Genomic DNA, 19512 nt, shown 5'->3' on the forward strand with positions numbered 1-19512 from the left:
AAATTTCTCTTTTAAATATAATTTTCATAATCAATTAGAGGGAGTTATATGTCTTATAATATTGCTGGTGAAGTTGAAACGTTAAGTAAAAGATCTAATAAAGATGAAGGGGTTACATTACTAAATAACCCAGCTTATCGTGAAAAGTATAGGGAACGTTTTGATGAAGCCCAGAAAAAAGTTATGGATATGGTTCAGTTTTATGATGGGACTATAATATTAATAGAAAATAAAATTGCTATGTATTATTACGCTTGGCACAGTAAAAAAAGAGAGTTTGAGCGTAAAAAACAACAAGCAGTGATGAAAGACGATGGGTCAGTATAGAGTCTTTGTATGATAGGCTACAGTGGTATCATTTCACTATAGCTTTTTCATATAGCCTGTCTATCACGTTAGTAAAGTATTCTTGCGCTTTGTACCCTTCGTGCCTAATTTTATTAGGCTCTGTGTGTGATCTATCGTTGTTAAGCTTGATAAAAAATATCGGAGTGGCCATAATGCCAAGCTTATTAATTGCTAGTGATTTATCATTTATAATTTTATCCATCACCTCCTTATCGTTAATACATCGGTTAAATGTGTCTTGCTTTAAGTTGCTTAGTGCCGCCACTTTCTGTAACACAGTTAAGTCACTTAAATTAGAGTAATTCCATGAGTCTATCGAATTAAAAACAGCTTTATTAAAATTAAAATAGTCTTCTTGCTTCTCATAACAATAACTTAGCATTGCAGCTTTTAGTCCTCTATAATCCAAAGGGAAATGACGGAATATATATAGCATCTTACCTGTATCTATATATTTCTTTTTAATTTCAGGAAAAACTTCTCTATGAAAAAGAGAACAATGATAACAAGTGAGCGAAGCATATTCTATCATTAGAATTGGTGCTTTGGAATCTCCTAATAATTTATCATCAGGCAACGGTAATAGTAGTTCTTTTGATGTTATTTCATTAATTTTTTGAATATAATGGTTGTTGGATAAGTCCTGCTTAATAACTGCATAAGAGTTAACACTTATAAAGACCAATAAAAATAATAATCTAAAAATCATCATAATACAAACATTTAACTTACTAAATAATTACGTATTTATATCAATAATGTCAAGATAACTTTTTCTTAGCAAGACTCTCAACTCTGTCTTTGAACGCAGCAATTATTTTACTTTGTGTATATTTATATATTGAATTTAATAAAATGGAAAACGAGCTGGATTTAAATTCAAACTCTATACAAAACTTCACCATAGTTTTCTTTTCATCTATAGAAATGAATCTCCATTCATTGTATAAATGTTTAAATATTCCATTTGATGATACTGCTTTTATCCAACCTTCATTAGTTCCACTCGGAGAAAGAAAGGTTACCTCCGAAGTATATCTTCCCTTAATTCCATGAAAAGCTGCTAAGAGATCCACAACCATCTGGTTATCAATTTTCTCCTTTAAGTAAACAGCTTTGCACCAAGGAACAAAATCAGAATACTTCTCAACATCAATTACAACCTGGAATACCTCATTAGGTAAACAGAGGAAAATACCTTGTTCTTTGTACTGGTGAAGCATAAGTTTAAACCAACTGGAACGGAATCCGTATCTACCGTTAGCCTTAGTAGATTCCTGAGACCTAAAGTTAAGGTGGGCATTACGTATCAATTTCAATGGAATTGATAGAGGCAATTCCCTTGACTAGAAATTATCGCTCGGGAAATTTAACTTAACTCATAACGTATAGAACAGACCCCTATCATTATAGCCGATTTACGTAAGGCGTGTCTATGTTTATATTGGAGTCAGTGATAAATAGCTATTATTTAGCTTTTGTTAAATTTCGCACTTTAAGTATCATAGTTAATAAACATATCTCATGAATGTTATTAAACTTTTAATTATTATTGTTTTCATTGTAATTTCTTCAAGAGCCTATACCAACTGCGCAGATCATAAAATTTTTGTGCATGCTATGAAGCAACAAGTAGGTAACATATCTACAAAGGAGAATAAAAAAGACCGGGAACATGTATATAAAAAGCTTCAGGAAATCATTCAAAATAATATTGACCTCAAAAAAATATCTCGATTTGTTATGGGAAAACATTGGACTTTGACTACTCAGGAAGAAAGAGAAGATTTCTTAAGAGAATATGAGATATATTTTACACGTCTGTGTATCGAAATTTTATATAAATATATGAATAATAGTGAAATGACTATAATGAGCTCAAGAGCAGTTGACAATGCAACTTGTTTGATTAGTACAAGATTTTTTTACAGCGATGAAGAATTCACAAATATTGATTTTAAAGTTACTAAAAATGTCAGTTCTTTCTTGATAAGTGATGTTGTAATGAATGGTATAAGCATTTCTATTAATCAACGTTCTCAATTCAGCGAAAAAATTGATGCATATAGCATAGCACGTGTCATAGATGAATTAAAATATAACAACAATCTATGATATACATACCTAATTAGGCTAAGCCACTTGGTAGAAGACCAAAAGATTTTTTTCTTGATCGTATAAAAGGTTTTCTTAACAAACTAGACAATCTTGAAAAAAAATACCGCCTATAATCCATATAGCTGGAGCTAATGGAAAAGGTTCAACATTATCATTTGTAAGATACACAATGCAGGCAGTAGGGTATGAGGTTCACATATACACTTCTCCACATTCAGTGAACTCTAATAAAAGAATAGTTGTTGTAGGTGGTTATATCGAAGATAATAAATTATATAATTTACTATAGAAGAATGCCACACTGCAACTGTTGTAGCTTTTTTAGCCTTTTCCCTTTATAAAGCTGATATCACCTTAATTGAAGTAGGTATGGGCGGAAGGCTTGACACAATAAATGTGACAGATAATCCAGTTTTAACAACTATTACTTCCATCGCACTTGATCATACAGAACACTTTGGCCCCACTGTAGAAACTACAGCGGTGAAAAGATCAAAATATGAAGCATAATGTTCCTTACGAATAGCACTACAAGAAAACTCTATAATAAATACACTAGAACACTACGCAATAAGTAATAAATCTCCTTTATACAGAGAAGGCATTGAGTGGAGTTGCAAAAAAAAAGAATAACAAAATGGTTTCTCAATCAGCTATTCAATCAATAGAATTTTTCCTACCCTTTTTAAAGGGCAATCATCAAATAATTAACTCAGGAAATGCCATTACGTCATGCAGCATTTTGAGTAGAAAGTATGGGTTTGATATTGGAGAAGATGATATCACCTCAGGTTTACAGCATACTATTGGCCTGCACAACTAGAGCTCATACAAGAGGGTAATTTAATTTCTTCATTACCGAAAGATTGGTAATTATTTTTAGATAGTGCACACAATAATAACGATGCCAAAGTATTAGCTAAGTGAGTAAAAGATAATTTTGCCGAAGGCATTTATATAATTTTTGATGTCACTCGTAATAGAAATGTGGAAAAATTTTTAGATACTTAAAATTGTATATCAAGCTACTATATGCGGGTTGTGTTAAATCTGAGCCAAAAGCAACAAATACAAATTTAATCAGGGAAGAAGCCAACAATATAAGAATAAATGTTATTGAATGTAAATCAATCGGCGATACTATACTAAATCACATGCCAAAAGCTCCTATCCAAAACGTTAAAATTATACTGATTTGTGGTTCATTATTTCTGACCGGAGATTTTGCCATGGGGAATGACTAAGTTTTTTAAAATTTATGTCAACTAGCGCTATATTTTTCTCTGAAGGAAGCTATATTGTAATTATGAACAACATAATCGTAAAAAAATTCGGTGGAACTTCATTAACCGATTTAACCAGAGTTGCAAATTTAATAAAAAAAGATGTTGATAAAGGTTATAGAATAATTGTTGTTGTTTCCGCCATTGCAGGACTTACCGACCAAATGGTTTTTCAGGCTAGACAAACCTTAAACTTAAGCCACAAACAAGCACTATCAGAATATGATGTTATGCTTTCAGCGGGAGAGCAAATTTCTTGTGGCCTATTAGCAATTACCCTCCTATCTATCGGAGTAAATGCCAAATCGTGGCTTGCTTGGCAGTTACCAATTATAACTGATAATTCTTATTCCGAGTCTAAAATAAAAACAATAAAGATTGATCATTTGAAAAGATCTTTTGCTGAAGGTTACACTGTGGCGATCATTGCCGGTTTTCAGGGCATATATGATGATAGAATCACTACTTTTGGAAGAGGAGGCTCTGATATATCAGCAGTTGCCCTTGCAGTAGCTTTTGGTGTCAGAGTTTGTGAGATTTTTACTGATATCGATGGAATATATACGGCTGATCCGAAAATTGTCCCAAAAGCACGCAAACTAAAATCCATCTCTTACGATGAAATGTTGGAGATGTCATCATCAGGTGCTAAAATATTGCATAACCGTTCAGTACAGCTCGCAATGAAACATAACATTAAAGTACAAGTGCTATCCACTTTTAAAGAGGTAGAAGGCACTGCAGTATTACACGAAAATGATGTACTAGAGAGACACACAATTACTGGAATAACTTATAGCACTAATGAAGCTCTTATAACTTTTACCAATTTTGCAAATACCTTGCGCACTCTAAAAGATATGGCAGGGGCAAATATTAAAATTGATATGATACATGGATCAAGTATTGTAATTTCCGAGTTCGATATCGACTTAATGAAAGAGCTACTGAACAAGAATGAAGATTATGTTATAAACAATAATGCAGCTAAAATTTCAATCATTGGTATTGGTGTTATGTCTGTGATGTACCATACACTCAAGTTCTTCAGTGAAAAAAAGATAGAAATACTTGCGATTACAGCATCTGAAATCAAAATTAGTATTATCGTTCAAAGAGAATGTGCTGAGGCTCTAGTTAGGGATTTACATACTGAGCTGATGTGCACAGAAGGTGGCTGATCTTATGTTTTTACTCTCCCTTTCTAATATTTCGCAGAAAGCAAGTATTCTATTCAGTAATGTAGCAGAAAGAAACACTATGAGAGGTTAAAAAGCCTACTTTCACCATTGGTACATCTTATTCTATAGATGGGGTAATGATTTCAAACGTAAGGAAGTTGAATATTTGTGAAAAATAATGTATAATTATCAATAATTTTTAAGTGAATTTCTTATAGCTTTTTTTTCTAGACCCAAAAAACAATTTAGCGCTTCGGCGCATCTTTGGCACTGAGAAAAATAAGGATATTCTCATTCATCTTCCCAATGATATTTTAGGTTGAACTGGTAAGGCTAAAATAGAGTATGTGAGTCTTCTAAGTTCCATTCAAAACCCTAATATTACCACTAAAAAGGAGAGTATTGTTGACGTATCATTAGAGATTCTACAGGTGTGCAATTCATTTGCAGGACACACAGACCGCTTAGAACCACTGGCTTTAAAAAACACGCAAATACTACGCTGCCAAAGCTTACTTAAGACAAGTTGACGTAGGTGCCAGGTTATCAAGACCTTAAAGAGGTTATCTTCATTGCTATAACTGATTTTGTTCTGTTTCTTGATAAACTAGAGTACAAATCCGATCACGTTACTCTTGATATGAAAACTTTCAAACGTGACCTGTAGAACTTTAGTTTTACTTTTATAAAACCACAAAAATTTCCAAAAACGCAAGAGGATCAATTAGAAAATATGGTCGAAAAGTAGTGTTATTTTTTTAAGTATGCAAATAAGACTAGCAAAGAGGGTGTAAAGAAAGTAGTAGGGAGTGATGTGATTATTGGCAGAGCTTATAATGAGTTGAACCAATATAATTGGGGTGAAGAAGAGCGTTTTATTTATAATCAAGATAAGAAACGTGAGAATGACAATTTATCCTCCCTTAACCAAAAATTTGATGAGAGTATGCAAAGCCGATACAGAGAAAAGAAAAATCGAAGTGGCAAGAAACTTACTCAAAGCTGGTATATCTGTCAACTTAATAGCTGAACTTACTTGTTTTCCTTAAGCTGAAATTACATAGCTCAAAGAAGAAGTCACTAGCTGATACTGTCTCTCAAACCGTTGGGCTGAATGGACAATGGCGTTAACTTAAGGAAAAATATCAGTGATTGTATATAAAATTTCTCCCTAAAATCCATTATGTCTTTAGGGAAGTTCACTAAGGGAGTCTTTTAAGTTGATGCAATTGGCTGAACGGATACGAGCATGGGCATTCTGAAGCAAAACCCCTCTATACTTTGCCTGAGTGAAGTTACTTAAATTTTACATATCTATTGTAGAGTAAAGAAGCTAAATCTGGAACAAAAATGCTAGCAGAAACTTGGGCTTTACTAATACTTACACTACTTGAAATAATACTTAGTATAGATAATTTAATCTTTATTTCTCTAGCAATAGATAGAGTACCAAACGCGTTGAGGGAGAGAGTACGCATCGTAGGTTTTGCACTAGCACTACAGATGCGCTTTGTAACACTATTTTTTACATCATATATATTATCAATGCAAAAACCTATATTTTACGCTGCATCGTTCAACATTTCAGTAAAAGACCTACTCATGATAGCAGGAGGATTATTCCTAATCATTAAAAGCTTCATAGAATTATGGAACGACATTTTCTCACGCAAGCAAGTTGAAAAAAAAATAGACATTAAATCACAACTGCTTCTAGCTGTACTACAAATTATATTAATAGATTTAGTTTTTTCAGTTGATTCTTTACTAACTGCTATAGCATTAACTCATAGCATGGTAATAATTGCTATAGCATGCGTATTTTCCATACTAGCAATGATATTTTTATCAAGTTATACTGCCCAGCTAATTAAATCTAGCTCGAGTTTAAAAATAATCGCCATCCTATTTATTGTACTTGTTGGTGTGCACCTGATGCTTGATGGACTTCATGTAGAATTACCAAAAGAATACTTGTATTCTTCATTGACGTTTGCATTATTTGTAGAAGTTACGAGTAGTATAAAGAAAAAAGTGCGGTGCATAAAGAAGAAAAAACAGTTCTAAATTATTCCCACTCAATAGTTGCCGGTGGTTTTGAAGTTAAGTCATACACAACTCTATTTACTCCGGAAACGTTATTAACGATTATACTGCTGACATTCTGCAAAAAATCCCAAAATATTAATGAATGCTGACTTTTATTCTCAAATGGAAATGCATCAGCCGTCATACCATCAAACGATGTCACAGCCCTCAAAGCACAAACATATCCGTATGTACGACCATCTCCCATGACACCTACAGTTCTTATCGGCAATAGTACAGCAAAAGCTTGCCATATTTTATCATATAGATCGTAATTTTTCATTGTATTGATATATATTTCATCTATTTCTTGCAATATTCGCACCCTTTCCTCATCAACTTCACCTATGACCCTTACCGCAAGTCCAGGTCCAGGAAACGGGTGTTGAAATATTATCTCGTTTGAAAGCCCAATTTCTTTCCCAAGCAGTCTTACCTCATCTTTAAAGAGGTAGCGCAAAGGCTCCACTAGCTTGAGATTCATCTTCTCTGGCAATCCACCAACATTATGATGAGATTTGATTGTACTAGCATTCCCCGAAGCATGCCCTGATTCGACCACATCAGAGTAAATAGTACCCTGCATTAAAAAATCTGCATTACCTATTTTTTTTGCCTCCTCTTCAAAGACTTCAATGAAAGTGTTACCAATAATTTTTCGCTTTTCTTCTGGATCAGTTATACCTTTTAATCTACTCAAAAACAAATTCGATTTATCAACATAATTTACTGGAATCTCTTCCAACAGAGCAATGGTCTGGTTCTTACGTAACAACCCAGTATCAATAAAAATACAGTTTAATTGTTTTCCTACGGCTTTATATGTAAGAGCCACTGCAACACTTGAATCAACCCCTCCACTTACCGCAGCAATTACTTTTTTCTCTCCTACCACATTTTTAATTTTCTCCTTTTGCTTTTCAATGATTGACTTCATTGTCCAGTCTCTTTTACAATTTGCAATGTCCAAGAAGTTAGAAAGCAATTTACTACCATTCGCTGTAGGCTTAACCTCAGGATGGAACTGAGTACAATATATCCTACGCTGTTCATTGGCAACTATCGCAATTGTTTGATTTATTACACCTGATGCAATAACAGTAAACCCTTGTGGTGCAGTTTCAACACTGTCCGCATGATTCATTAATACATCCACTTCAGAATTAACATTCCACACATCCTTTACAATGGAGGATTCCTTTAGTATCTTAATCTTAGTTTTGCAAAACTCCTGTTTGAACTCTTTTTTTACTTTCGCTCCAAAGTAATGACAAATAAGTTGCTGCCCATAGCATATCCCAAGTATAGGAACATTTGTTGCCTCATTAAATTTTATAATCTCATGTGCTACTCCACTTGCCTCAGAACAACCATCATGCACAGATTGTGGTCCTCCAGAGAGAATAAATCCATTGAATTTCGATATTGTTTCAAAACTGATGTTGCTAGGGAATATCTCACAATAAACGTCCATTTCTCTGATCTGTCTCGCGATAAGCTGCGTAAATTGTGAACCAAAATCAATAATGGCAATTGCTGACAACCTACTCCTCCATATTATTTAAAGCAATATTTAATAATAAAGAAAATAACAGAGCAAGTAAACTAAGACCTCTTTAAAAGCTTTAATATATGGCTTAAACATTAGCTGTGATCCATTTTGAGCTGACAAAAATTTGCAGGTGGTAGCCCAGAGTTTTTAGTCCTTTTTCGGAGTCAAGGCATACTCTAAAAAAATCCCAATCGTTACAACTTTTACCAATAATTTCTTTGCCTACTATAGAAGGAGAGTTATATTTTGCTTTATTATAGATTAACTTGCCCTCACTGCTGACCGCAACTTCATATATTCTCCCTTTATATTTTCCAATAAGCGTTTTTCCTATAAAAAGATCTTGATAAATTTTTGATTTTGTGTTGAACTGTCATCAACTTGTGTAATTTTGTCAGGTTTATTCACTTTGAGTATAGCTAGTGGCTTATTACCCAAGATATTATTTAACACCTTGCATACTACATATGTCACAATCTCATTTTTGACTTCTTCTACCCTTTTATCTACATATTTTTCCACTTTACTGCACACTGCCCTTTAAAACTGTCAAGAAAGTTTTGCAAGTTGAGTAAAGTTAATTCAGATATTTCTATCAAATCCTCTAGTTCTATTGTTACCTCAATAATGAATCTAGTATACTAAAACACTTTTAAGAAAAACGACCTAAAATTCCTGCCCTTTAGGCACAACTGTACAAACATTGTAATGACCTTGACCAAAAAAGTGATATCATTACAATGCTTGATATACAATTGTACGAACATTTGTTTGCGAAGACAGTGTGTTAAATGTTATAGCAGATTTTACCCCAAACATAAGGATATTATGAAAACACCTGATACTGACATGACATCTTTTTTGGACCCTTAAATTGAACTAGCTATAAACATTAAGAAATTTACTAAATAAAAAAAAGAAAAAGATGTCCCGTGGTAGATAGTGTTTACTCTCTAATCCTGCAAATTGGCATATTATACTGTCTTAAACGCTTTAAAAGCGAGTTTTAGCTTATATAGGTAAAAACCTAGAAATGTTGTGAAGACATAAGGTACATATAGTGCAAAAAATTAAACATAAGACATCAACTATGTAATACTTTGTTATTTAATCTGCACAGATTGAAGGTAATTGAATACCTTTAGTACTATGGGGGCCGGCGAGGTTTGTCAAATAATTTTTGCATTTCTATGAGTCACTTAGATGACACCCCCTCATAACATTTGTACAGCTGCATAACCTTTTAGCTATATTATAGATCTTGCTTTAGCCACATATTCATATAGAATTAAAAAAATCAGAGTCATAAATAAAATGTTAACGAGATTCGCCCCAAGCCCAACTGGCTATCTTCATGTGGGAAACGCCCGCACTGCACTCGTTTGCTGGATGTACACACGTAGTCAAAACGGGAAATTTTTACTTCGTTTCGACGACACTGATCTTCAGCGTTCAGACGTTAAACATATAGATAGCATAGTGCAGGATTTGAGATGGATTTGCATAGATTGGGATGTAATTTTTAAGCAATCAGAGCGCTTTAAGCATTATAACGAAGTGTTTCTGCAGTTAATAACAAAAGGGCACATTTATGCATGCTATGAAACAAAAGAAGAATTAGACATTAAACGAAAATTGCAGTTAAAACATGGGCTTCCTCCGGTATATGATAGGAGTGCATTACTTCTCACTGAACAGGAAAAATTTTGTTATGAGCAAGAAGGACGAAAACCACATTTTAGATTTAAGTTGGATAGGAATGAAGTTGTCAAATGGAATGATGAGGTTAAAGGTGAAATAAATATTGCAACCAGCAGTATAAGCGACCCCGTGGTAAAAAGGGAGGATGGAATTTATACATACATGTTACCTTCTGTTATTGATGATGTCGACTTTAATGTAACCCATGTTATACGCGGAGAAGATCATGTAACTAACACTGCAGTTCAGATACAAATGATACAAGCATTAGAAGCAAAAGTTCCTGTGTTTGCTCATCTTCCCCTTCTACATTTTGATGATAGTAAAATATCGAAACGGAAAGGTGGACTGGACATCAAATCCATTAAAGAAAATGAAATTGAACCAATGGCACTCGCTAGTTATTTAATAAAACTTGGAACATCCGATCCAATCGAAGCTTACGTTAACATGCAATCTTTAATTGACTCATTTGACATTAAAAAATTTGGCTCAGCTTCTGCACAATTTAATTTGAGTGAAATACATAAGCTAAATAGTAAAGTCCTGCAACAAATGCCATTTGAAATGGTAAAAGAGCGTTTAAGTCAAATTGGAGTTAACTCTCCAGAGTTTTGGTACTTCATAAGGAACAATATAGAAAAATTTTCGGAAGTGGCTGAGTGGTGGCAAATATGCAAATCTAATATAGAACCTGTGGTTCTTGATAAGGAGTTTATAAAAATCGTACTCGATGCATTGCCTCAAGGTGATTGTAATGAAAACACATTGTCGGAGTGGGTGAAAGCTATTCAACAGACAGTGGATATAAAGTTGAAAGACTTGTTTATGCAGCTGCGTTTAGCCCTAACAGGTGCAAAAACAGGCCCAGAGCTTGCTAAGTTATTAATTTTTATTGGTAAAGAAAATATCATTGCAAGGTTAAAGAAGTATTAGCTAGGCACGTGTGATTCATAGAGGAATCCTAAACTACTATAACTTAAGGTTTCAGGCATAAACCTTGAACTAAAGATTGTTTTTTCGACAAGTAAAGAATGGTGAAAATTGTTTAAGGGATAACCAATAGCAAAAACTATAGAAAAAAATATACGAAATTTTTAAAGCAGCTAAAAGATCATATTACCACAAATCGTTATAAAGCAGCGCTTACAGCAAGCTCATTTACTTTATTATTATACTAGTATAGAAACTTTAAAGTGACAAAAAGAACATGGCTGGAAGCGAAAGTTTTGAATAACTGAGTAAGAATTTGAAGGGTGCATTTCCAGAAATGAAGGATTTTAGTATGAGAAATCTGAAGTATATGCACAAATTTGCTGAAGAATATCTCGATGTTGAATTTGTGCAACAGGTTGCTTGTAGAATTGCCTTAGTTTCATACTGTGGTGATTATGGATAAGATTAAAGAGCCTTACAAGAGAGGCTTTTCTACTTTCAAAGAGCTATAGAGCATTGCTGATCACGCAATATTACAGTGAAGCAGATAGAGTGAGCGCTATATAAAAGGCAGGGAAAGGCTATTATTAACCTTAAAGATAAGCTGTCATCTTTCCAATCAGACCTGGCACACTATACATTAAAAGATCTATATGTTTTTGATTTCTTAAGTATAGGAGATGATGCTCATGAGAGAGAAGTAGAAAAAGGGCTTGTAAAGCATGTTGAAAAGTTCCTACTAGAGCTGGGTAAAGGATTCGCGTTTGTTTGCAGACAAGTTTCACTTAGATGTTGGAGATAAAGACTTTTATATTGATTTATTATTTTACCACTTAAAGTTGTGTTGCTTTGTAGTAATTGAACTCAAAGATAAAGACTTTAAACCAGAATATGCTAGTAAAATGAATTTCTATCTTTCTGTAGTTGATGATTTACTAAAACATGCAACAGATTAATTTTCCATAGGATTAATTTTGTGTAAATCAGAGAATAGTGTGCTTGCTGAATATACACTTCGAGATATAACCAAACCAATATAGAGTTAGCAGAACATCGAATAACTGAAAATTTACCGAAAGACATAAAAACAGTTCTGCCAACGATAGAAGAATTGGAAACCGAGTTATTAAAAATTCCAGATAAGAAAAAGTGATTCTACGAAAATCATTTTTGCGAGTACACAGTTTTGCCGGACACAATAGTGCGTACTACGCGCCCTTTTACTTTGCGTCCGCCAAAAGGAGAATTTTTTGACTTACTAGCAAAGCTGTCAATTTTAATCTCCCACTCGTAATTCAAATCAACTAAAGTTAGGTCTGCAACAAAGTTCTTCTGTACACGACCACGTGGTACGTGTATTATATCTGCAGGCTTGTATGTCAGCTTTGCAAGTATATCAAATAGGTCTATCTGCCCACTGTGGTAAAGTTCAAGTGAAAGGGGTAGCATTGTTTCAAGGCCTACAATACCAAATGCAGCGCTCTCGAGTGGCAGGTCTTTAGAACTACGATCATGCGGCGCGTGGTCGGTTGCAATGCAATCAATCACACCTGTTTTTAAACCTTCAACCATAGCTAAACGATCTTCTTCGGTACGAAGCGGCGGATTCATTTTTGCAATTGCTCCGTGTTGTTTTACTATATCTTCAGTTAAAGTGAAGTGATGAGGAGTTACTTCGCATGTGACGTTCAATCCTAAATCTTTTGCACGTTTAACAGCGTCAAGTGAATCTTTTGAAGAGATATGCAAAATATGATAGTGCACATTCTCTATATCTTTCATGAGCAGTATATCGCGACTTACCATGACTGATTCTGATGCACTTAAGATTCCCTTTACTCCTAATGCTTCAGAAATCTTACCTTCGTTGATTGCACCGCCTGCTGATAAATTCAGGTCTTCAGCATGTTGAGCAATAGGAACATTCAGCATACTTGAATAAAGTAGCGCCTGCCTCATAATCATTGGATTCATGACCGGTATACCATCATCAGTAAACCCAACTGCACCTGCTTCTTTTAAAAGTGCCACTTCAGTTAACTTTTCCTCTGAAGTAGTGATTTTAGCATAAAATTCAATGTTCACATGTGAAGTTTCAAGCGCTCTATATTTTAAATACTTAGCCAAAATAACACTATCTATTGCTGGAGTAGTGTTTGGTTGGCAAACTACAGTTGTAACGCCCCCCGCAGCTGCGGATTTGCTACCTGTATATATAGTTTCTTTGTGCTCCTGGCCAGGCTCACGAAAATGCACGTGAATGTCAACAAGGCCTGGCATTAGAACAAGTCCTTCACAGTTTATCGTCTCATCAACTCCACTTGGCACTCCGTTCGAAAACAATGATTCACCAAAATCGATGATTTTACTCCCTTCAGTCAGCAGTGAACCCTCTATATCAAGTTTAGTTTCTGGGTCGATAATACGAGCATTTATATATGCTACCTTGTAATTTCTCTCCTGCCCTGCTTGCAATAAATTCCAAGTTTGAGTCATAAAATTGTAAGTACTGATTATGAAATTAATCTAAAGTTTTTTTTAACAAAGCACAATCAAATTAAAATGCGGACTACAGCCAAGGTAATCCGAAGATTTTGTTTGTTTATGCTTGTTGGCACGCGAGATACTGCAGCGGTACGACGTAGAGCTAATAGCAGTGGCATGTTTTGCAGAAAATATCAGATCTATTTTAGCTATATTTATTATTTTTTAAGATTAAATGGTTAAAATGGTAGATAAATGCTAAAGTGAGGTTTAACTAATGATGGCAAGTTTTCTAATAAAAACTAATTTTCTGCCTTTTCACCTATATTTCGATTACATATACAACATCTAGCTCAATTTAAAAGTCTAATTCAATAGGTTGTTAGTTTAAGCAAAAGAAGCTCCAGCGCTGACAGCCAAGAAGATACATAGCTTAATAGTGGGATTTTAGTATGAGTATAGATATAACTACACTAACTACTAATACAGATAAATTAGGTGAATGCACAGATAAAAATGAAAAGCGAGAGCAGGATAGAAAGGACGAGCAATTGTATGGTGCTATGGAGAGAAAGGTAAAAAAAGAAGAGCATGAGCGTAAAAAACCAAGAGTTCGAGATGGAATCATCAAGAAGTGTACAAGGTTATTCAAAGAAGGCGCTAGCCCTGAAGTATTAACTACATTGGAAGAATCACTTAGAAAACAAGAAAAATATTATAGGTATTATGTCCAGTGTTTCCTTCTGATATTGAATAGAAAAATACCAAAAGAATTAGACCCTATAAAAAAAGAGAGAATAGGACAAGTAATTTCTGAAATTACTTATAATAGCAAATATTATTTTAATAGTATTACCCACAACCAAAATGGCCATAGGAACAGCGAAGATAATGGAATTGGAAGTGATAGCAATCATAAACGTCAAACTAATGACAAAGAGCCTAAGAATAGGGAAAAAATTCTTAATATATTTACAGATGAGAACATTAATGATCGTTTATTGGAAGCAGCAAAACGAGACAATAAGAAAAAAATTAAGAAACTTGTACAAAAAGGCGCAGACATTAGCACAAAAGATGGTGACGATAACAACACTCTACACTACGTAGTTGCTTTACAGCAAGGAAAGCAAAGAGTTGCATGTTTAAATCTAATATTAGGTTTAGTGAAAAAAGAAAAAATATCTCAAGATAAACTTAGTAAAGCTATAAACCTTAAAGAAGGACAAACACCCTTACAAAAATTGTTATCTAAAAAAATAACTAAGGGAGAGCATAGCTCTGAAAGAGTACTCGGAAAAATTGGAAAATTTCTAAAAAAGCCATTTACGCAATATGATGATCATACGATAGAGTCTGCTATAAGCTTGTTTAAGCTAGGAGCTAACGTCAATAATTTGCAGTTATCTAAAGAGGAATTACAAAACTCAGATAAAAAGTACAGGAAGTATCATTTTAAACTCTTAGAAAAATTAGCAAAGTCAGTAGGGCGATCTACATTAGAGCAGAGAATCAATATAGAAAATAAAATTGAAGACATTACAGCGCGTATTATAAATACTCCAGATGCTAATGGTAATCATCTATTACATTCAATAATTGACAATTATGATAAAAATTTTTTAAAAAAACTATTGCGAAAAGGGGCAGATATTAGCCTAAAAGATGCAAACGGAAATAATATTTTACACCTTGCTGCACTGCTAAAGAAAAAACAAAAACGCAGATCTTTAAATGCCCTAATAGAAGCAATTTCCAAGAAATATCTAGCACAACTTGTTGATAGTGAAAATCAGGATGAAAGAACTCCGCTTCAGGTGGCACTCATTGACAAAATAACAAAAGGGAAATATGGACCCCACACAATCCAAGATAATGATAACACACTTAAGTTTTTTGTTACATTATTAGAGCATGAGGTTAAACCAGATCAGTTAGAATTATCTCAAGAAGCGCTACAAAATTTAAATGAAAAGCAAAAGGTATATTATCTTAATTTCCTAGAAAAATTAGCAGAGTCAGTAAAGAAACCTGAGTTAGAACTAGAGATAAAAACAAAAATTAAAGAAATTATAGCGCGTATTATAAATACTCCAGATGGTAATGATAATTATCTATTACATTCAGCAATTAAAAATAAAGATGAGAAACTTTTTAAGGAACTATTGCAAAAAGGGGCGGATATTAGCATTAAAGGTGCAAGTAACAACAATGCTTTACATCTAATAGTTATAGAATCAAAGAAAGAACAAAAGCTTGAATTTTTAAATATAGTATTAAATATAAGCGAGGAGAAAGGAAAAGAGCAACTTAAAGCACAGTTTAAAAAAGCTGTAGACACTGAAAATACAGCAAAACAAACGCCACTTCATCAAGTACTTCAGCACATACAAGAAAAGAGTAAAAAATCTTCGCTGGGAAACAAAATACAAAATGTAGTTAAAAAAGAATTTAATGCTACTAATAGATATCAAACTCTAGCACTATTCCTACAAAATGGTGCTGATATTAGCAAAAGAGATGGTGAAGGAAACAATGCTTTGCACTATATTGTGTCATTTAAAGGCAAACAAAAAGTTGTATGTTTGGAGTTAATTTCAGATAAAGATGGATTTAGTAATGCTGTAAATACTCCTAACAAAGAAGGGCGAACACCTCTTCATCAATTGCTTCAGTATATAGAAAAAAAAAGTGAAAGCCAGTCGCTTACAGATAAGAAATTTGAAAAAACTAACAGGTATAAAATACTAGAGCTATTCCTACAAAATGGTGCTGATATTACTATTCAGGACAAAGAAGGAAATAATGCTCTGCACTATATTATGTCATCAAAAGGCAAGCAAAAAGTTACATGTTTGGATCTAATATCAGGCAAAAGTGAATTAAGTGAGGCTGAGACAGACACCGACGATAAAGGTACGCTTATACAAGAAGCATTAAAGGGGAGAGCAATGAAAGAAAAATTTGAACACCTTTCTCAACATAAAAAAATTGTTTTCGGAAAGTCCGGTGGTGGCAACACAACAAAATTTTGTGCAATATTATTAAAAGAAGGTGCTAACCCTCATTCTTTATGGTTAGAAGATGAGAAATTTCATACTAAGAAGTACTATCTGGTTCTAAGAAATGCAAAGAATGATAAAACAATACCACAAAAAGCACGGGATAAAGCTAAAGAATTAAAAGAAAAGCTTGAAGCAAAATATGGTGTATGCACCATTTCTAAATGGTTTAATTCTCAAAGTAGAGCTACTGCAGACCGATTAAAAACCACTATGAAAAAAATAGGACATACTTCCAAAGCTGTATGGAAGTGCGTTGATTCTGGCAGGAGAGCTAGTATATTGTTAGCAATTACAGTAGTAACTACCATTAGTATAATGGTAACATTTTCTTGCTTCCAAGGGCAAATTGTAATCGGAGCAGCATTACCTATTATAGCTATTACTGGAATGGTCTGCCTAATATTCACTTTAGGGTTTAATGGTATTAAGAAGTCTACGAAAGAATTTACCACTGATAAACAGGGTGTGCTTAAAAGTAAAGATGATCACCTAGCTGCAGAGCAAGGCAAAGCTCTCAAAAGCACTGTTCAACAGAACGTAGAAAATAAACACAAAAATTCAGAGAAGGAAGAAATACAAGAGTCATCAGACCAATCAAAAGACACTGAAAGCCTTCCTAGTTCTAAAATATATGGTGTATCAATATTTCAAGTTATTAAGAGATTGTTAGGATTCAACGAGCAAATCAATAAACCCTCTTCTCTGGCGCGATGAAATCAATCTCATCACTCAGAGTGTTTTCAGCAACTTTCTTGTAATCAATTCTCGTATTGATTTGCCCTTCCTTTTCCTCGAGCCACGCTATAGTGTGCTTCATCCAGTTCTTGTCATCACGTTCAGGAAAATCTTCACGAGCATGAGCACCTCTGCTTTCCTCGCGATTGGCTGCACACTCCATAGTAATAACCGCTTGTGGAATCATGTTAGCAAGCTCCAACGCTTCAACTAAGTCGCTGTTCCATACCATGCTGCGGTCTTCAATTGCAATATCAGGCATCATTTTTGCTACTCCTTTTATAGCTCTTTTACCTTCTTCTAAAACCTCAGCAACACGGAACACTGATGCATATTTTTGCATAGTGTGCTGCATCTCGCTGCGTATTTTTGATACTCTGAGCCCTCCGGAAGCAAACCGCATTTTATTGAATCTATCTACTATCCAATCTATACAAGCTGAGTTTAATTTTTTGTGTGGCATATTAGGCTTTAGTTTCTTTTTTGCTCTGAGTGCTGCAGCTCTACCAAAAACTACAAGATCAAGAAGTGAGTTAGAACCAAGCCGATTTGCACCATGTACAGATATACACGCTGCTTCTCCGATTGCAAATAATCCTTCTACCACTTCTTCTTTACTTTCCTTCAGTGTAACCACTTCTCCATGATAATTAGTTGGAATACCGCCCATATTGTAATGCACAGTTGGAATAACAGGTATTGGATCTTTAGTAACATCAACCCCTGCAAAGGTCCTTGCAGTTTCGCTAATTCCTGGAAGTCTCAGTTTTATTATTTCCGGATCAAGATGCGCTATAGTTAAATATATGTGGTCTTTTTTCGGTCCTACACCTCTTCCCTCTCTAATTTCAATTGTTATTGCACGACTTACTACATCACGAGAAGCTAAATCTTTTACCTTTGGCGCATAACGCTCCATAAACCTTTCGCCCTGAGAATTAACAAGGTACCCGCCTTCACCACGACATCCTTCTGTCATTAAGCACCCTGAACCATATATTCCTGTTGGATGAAATTGCACAAACTCCATATCTTCAAGTGGTAATCCAGCTCTTACCACCATTCCATTACCATCACCTGTGCAGGTGTGTGCGCTTGTTGCAGAGAAATAAACACGTCCATATCCACCTGTTGCTAATACCACCGAATGTGCACGAAATTTATGTAATGTACCCTCGCATAGCGACCAAGCGAGAACTCCACAGCACGCCCCGGTTTCGTTATCTATGATTAAATCGATTACAAAATATTCGACAAAAAATTCAGTGTTAAATTTAAGACACTGCTGATATAGAGTGTGAAGGATCGCATGCCCAGTTTTGTCTGCTGCTGCACAAGTACGCTGGGCTGATTTTCCTTTGCCAAAATGAGTTGTCATTCCACCAAAGGGACGCTGGTATATTTTACCATTCCCTGTACGAGAAAAAGGTACACCGAAATTTTCAAGTTCAATAACAGCTTTAGCAGCGTTTTTACACATATATTCTATTGCGTCTTGATCACCAAGCCAGTCTGAGCCTTTTATTGTGTCATACGCATGCCAGCGCCAATCATCTTCAGCAATATTACCTAGAGCCGCACTAATTCCACCTTGTGCTGCAACTGTATGACTGCGTGTAGGAAAAATTTTAGAAATGCAAGCAACCGAGAAGTTAGTAGCAGCCATTCCAAGTGTTGCCCTGAGCCCTGCCCCACCTGCACCTACCACCACTACATCATATTCATGTTCTACGATTTCATACGCTGATTTATTCATATGTGCTTATCCATAACTACAGGCTTATGATATCACAGAGGTAGAAAAAATCTATATAAGTTTTCTAACTGTAATGAACCTCGCTAAATAGAGGAGCAAAAAATTTATGGACAGAATTGCGTTACGGAAACTGGATCTCAGTATCATCTATTTAGATGACACCAGTAATTGACATCTGTTTAGCTAGATCTTAAATTAGATAGAAAGAGGTAGTCTTGATAAAATTTACTTGCAGCAAAGCCTTTTCATACTTGGGCTATCAGTT

15 protein-coding genes, 1 other RNA gene and 1 pseudogene are annotated in these 19512 nt (G+C 34.5%); 10 read left to right on the forward strand and 7 right to left on the reverse strand.

The annotated features are described in order from the left end of the window. Window positions 1-48: 48 nt before the first annotated feature. Window positions 49-327 (forward strand): DUF2671 domain-containing protein, encoded by a 279-nt coding sequence (locus WBM_RS02595; protein ID WP_011256635.1) that lies wholly within the window; start codon window positions 49-51, stop codon window positions 325-327. 28 nt (window positions 328-355) lie between these two features. Here WBM_RS02595 and WBM_RS02600 read toward each other — a convergent pair whose 3' ends face one another. The 3 genes from WBM_RS02600 to ssrS all read right to left on the reverse strand — a co-directional run bounded on the left by WBM_RS02600 (window position 356) and on the right by ssrS (window position 1751). Beyond that, a complete protein-coding gene (locus WBM_RS02600; protein WP_041571567.1) occupies window positions 356-1057 on the reverse strand; it encodes a thioredoxin domain-containing protein in 702 nt (233 codons plus the stop codon). Window positions 1058-1109: 52 nt separating this feature from the next. Further along, on the reverse strand, window positions 1110-1571 hold the full coding sequence (locus WBM_RS02605) for a type II toxin-antitoxin system RatA family toxin (RefSeq protein ID WP_041571461.1): 462 nt from the start codon (window positions 1569-1571) through the stop codon (window positions 1110-1112). Between the two features lie 18 nt (window positions 1572-1589). After that, window positions 1590-1751: non-coding RNA, 6S RNA (ssrS, locus tag WBM_RS05445), on the reverse strand. A gap of 121 nt (window positions 1752-1872) precedes the next feature. Between ssrS and WBM_RS02610 the strand changes: the two genes are divergently transcribed. The 5 genes and pseudogenes from WBM_RS02610 (at window position 1873) to WBM_RS02630 (ending at window position 6997) form a co-directional block, all read left to right on the forward strand. After that, window positions 1873-2463 (forward strand): MlaC/ttg2D family ABC transporter substrate-binding protein, encoded by a 591-nt coding sequence (locus tag WBM_RS02610; RefSeq protein ID WP_011256638.1) that lies wholly within the window; start codon window positions 1873-1875, stop codon window positions 2461-2463. Between the two features lie 62 nt (window positions 2464-2525). Next, window positions 2526-3710: pseudogene (locus WBM_RS06840) on the forward strand (bifunctional folylpolyglutamate synthase/dihydrofolate synthase). 62 nt (window positions 3711-3772) lie between these two features. Beyond that, window positions 3773-4930 (forward strand): aspartate kinase, encoded by a 1158-nt coding sequence (locus tag WBM_RS02620; RefSeq protein WP_041571569.1) that lies wholly within the window; start codon window positions 3773-3775, stop codon window positions 4928-4930. A gap of 814 nt (window positions 4931-5744) precedes the next feature. Beyond that, window positions 5745-5960, forward strand: coding sequence for a hypothetical protein (locus tag WBM_RS06845; protein WP_338062943.1), 216 nt, complete (start codon window positions 5745-5747; stop codon window positions 5958-5960). A 320-nt stretch (window positions 5961-6280) separates the two neighbouring features. Further along, window positions 6281-6997: a TerC family protein gene (locus WBM_RS02630; protein WP_011256640.1), complete on the forward strand. Its 717-nt coding sequence runs from the start codon at window positions 6281-6283 to the stop codon at window positions 6995-6997. A 1-nt stretch (window position 6998) separates the two neighbouring features. On the opposite strand, the gene guaA is transcribed toward WBM_RS02630, so the two are convergent. Next, a complete protein-coding gene (guaA, locus tag WBM_RS02635; RefSeq protein ID WP_011256641.1) occupies window positions 6999-8561 on the reverse strand; it encodes a glutamine-hydrolyzing GMP synthase in 1563 nt (520 codons plus the stop codon). Between the two features lie 339 nt (window positions 8562-8900). Further along, window positions 8901-9092, reverse strand: coding sequence for a hypothetical protein (locus WBM_RS02640; RefSeq protein WP_011256642.1), 192 nt, complete (start codon window positions 9090-9092; stop codon window positions 8901-8903). Between the two features lie 792 nt (window positions 9093-9884). Here WBM_RS02640 and gltX point away from each other — a divergent pair. From gltX to WBM_RS06360, 3 genes are all read left to right on the forward strand, one after another. Further along, window positions 9885-11207: a glutamate--tRNA ligase gene (gltX, locus tag WBM_RS02645; protein ID WP_011256643.1), complete on the forward strand. Its 1323-nt coding sequence runs from the start codon at window positions 9885-9887 to the stop codon at window positions 11205-11207. A 673-nt stretch (window positions 11208-11880) separates the two neighbouring features. Then, window positions 11881-12009 carry a PDDEXK nuclease domain-containing protein gene (locus WBM_RS06730; protein ID WP_255324098.1) on the forward strand — a complete coding sequence of 43 codons (129 nt, stop codon included), beginning with the start codon at window positions 11881-11883 and terminating at the stop codon, window positions 12007-12009. Next, entirely contained in the window at window positions 11972-12163 is a 192-nt protein-coding gene (locus WBM_RS06360; RefSeq protein ID WP_255324077.1) for a PDDEXK nuclease domain-containing protein, read from the forward strand. Before WBM_RS06730 ends, WBM_RS06360 begins: the two co-directional genes overlap by 38 nt. A gap of 208 nt (window positions 12164-12371) precedes the next feature. Here the strand turns inward: WBM_RS06360 and WBM_RS02655 are convergent, their stop codons facing one another. Next, entirely contained in the window at window positions 12372-13703 is a 1332-nt protein-coding gene (locus WBM_RS02655; protein WP_011256644.1) for a dihydroorotase, read from the reverse strand. Between the two features lie 440 nt (window positions 13704-14143). Here WBM_RS02655 and WBM_RS02660 point away from each other — a divergent pair, with 440 nt between their 5' ends. Continuing rightward, the gene (locus WBM_RS02660) at window positions 14144-17470 is read left to right on the forward strand and encodes an ankyrin repeat domain-containing protein (protein WP_011256645.1); all 3327 of its coding nucleotides are present in this window, start codon (window positions 14144-14146) and stop codon (window positions 17468-17470) included. Here the strand turns inward: WBM_RS02660 and sdhA are convergent. Next, window positions 17442-19247 carry a succinate dehydrogenase flavoprotein subunit gene (gene sdhA / locus WBM_RS02665; protein WP_011256646.1) on the reverse strand — a complete coding sequence of 602 codons (1806 nt, stop codon included), beginning with the start codon at window positions 19245-19247 and terminating at the stop codon, window positions 17442-17444. The two genes, WBM_RS02660 and sdhA, sit on opposite strands and share 29 nt — an antisense overlap. Window positions 19248-19512: the final 265 nt, after the last annotated feature.

It is taken from the genome of Wolbachia endosymbiont strain TRS of Brugia malayi, assembly GCF_000008385.1.
Classification (GTDB): domain Bacteria; phylum Pseudomonadota; class Alphaproteobacteria; order Rickettsiales; family Anaplasmataceae; genus Wolbachia.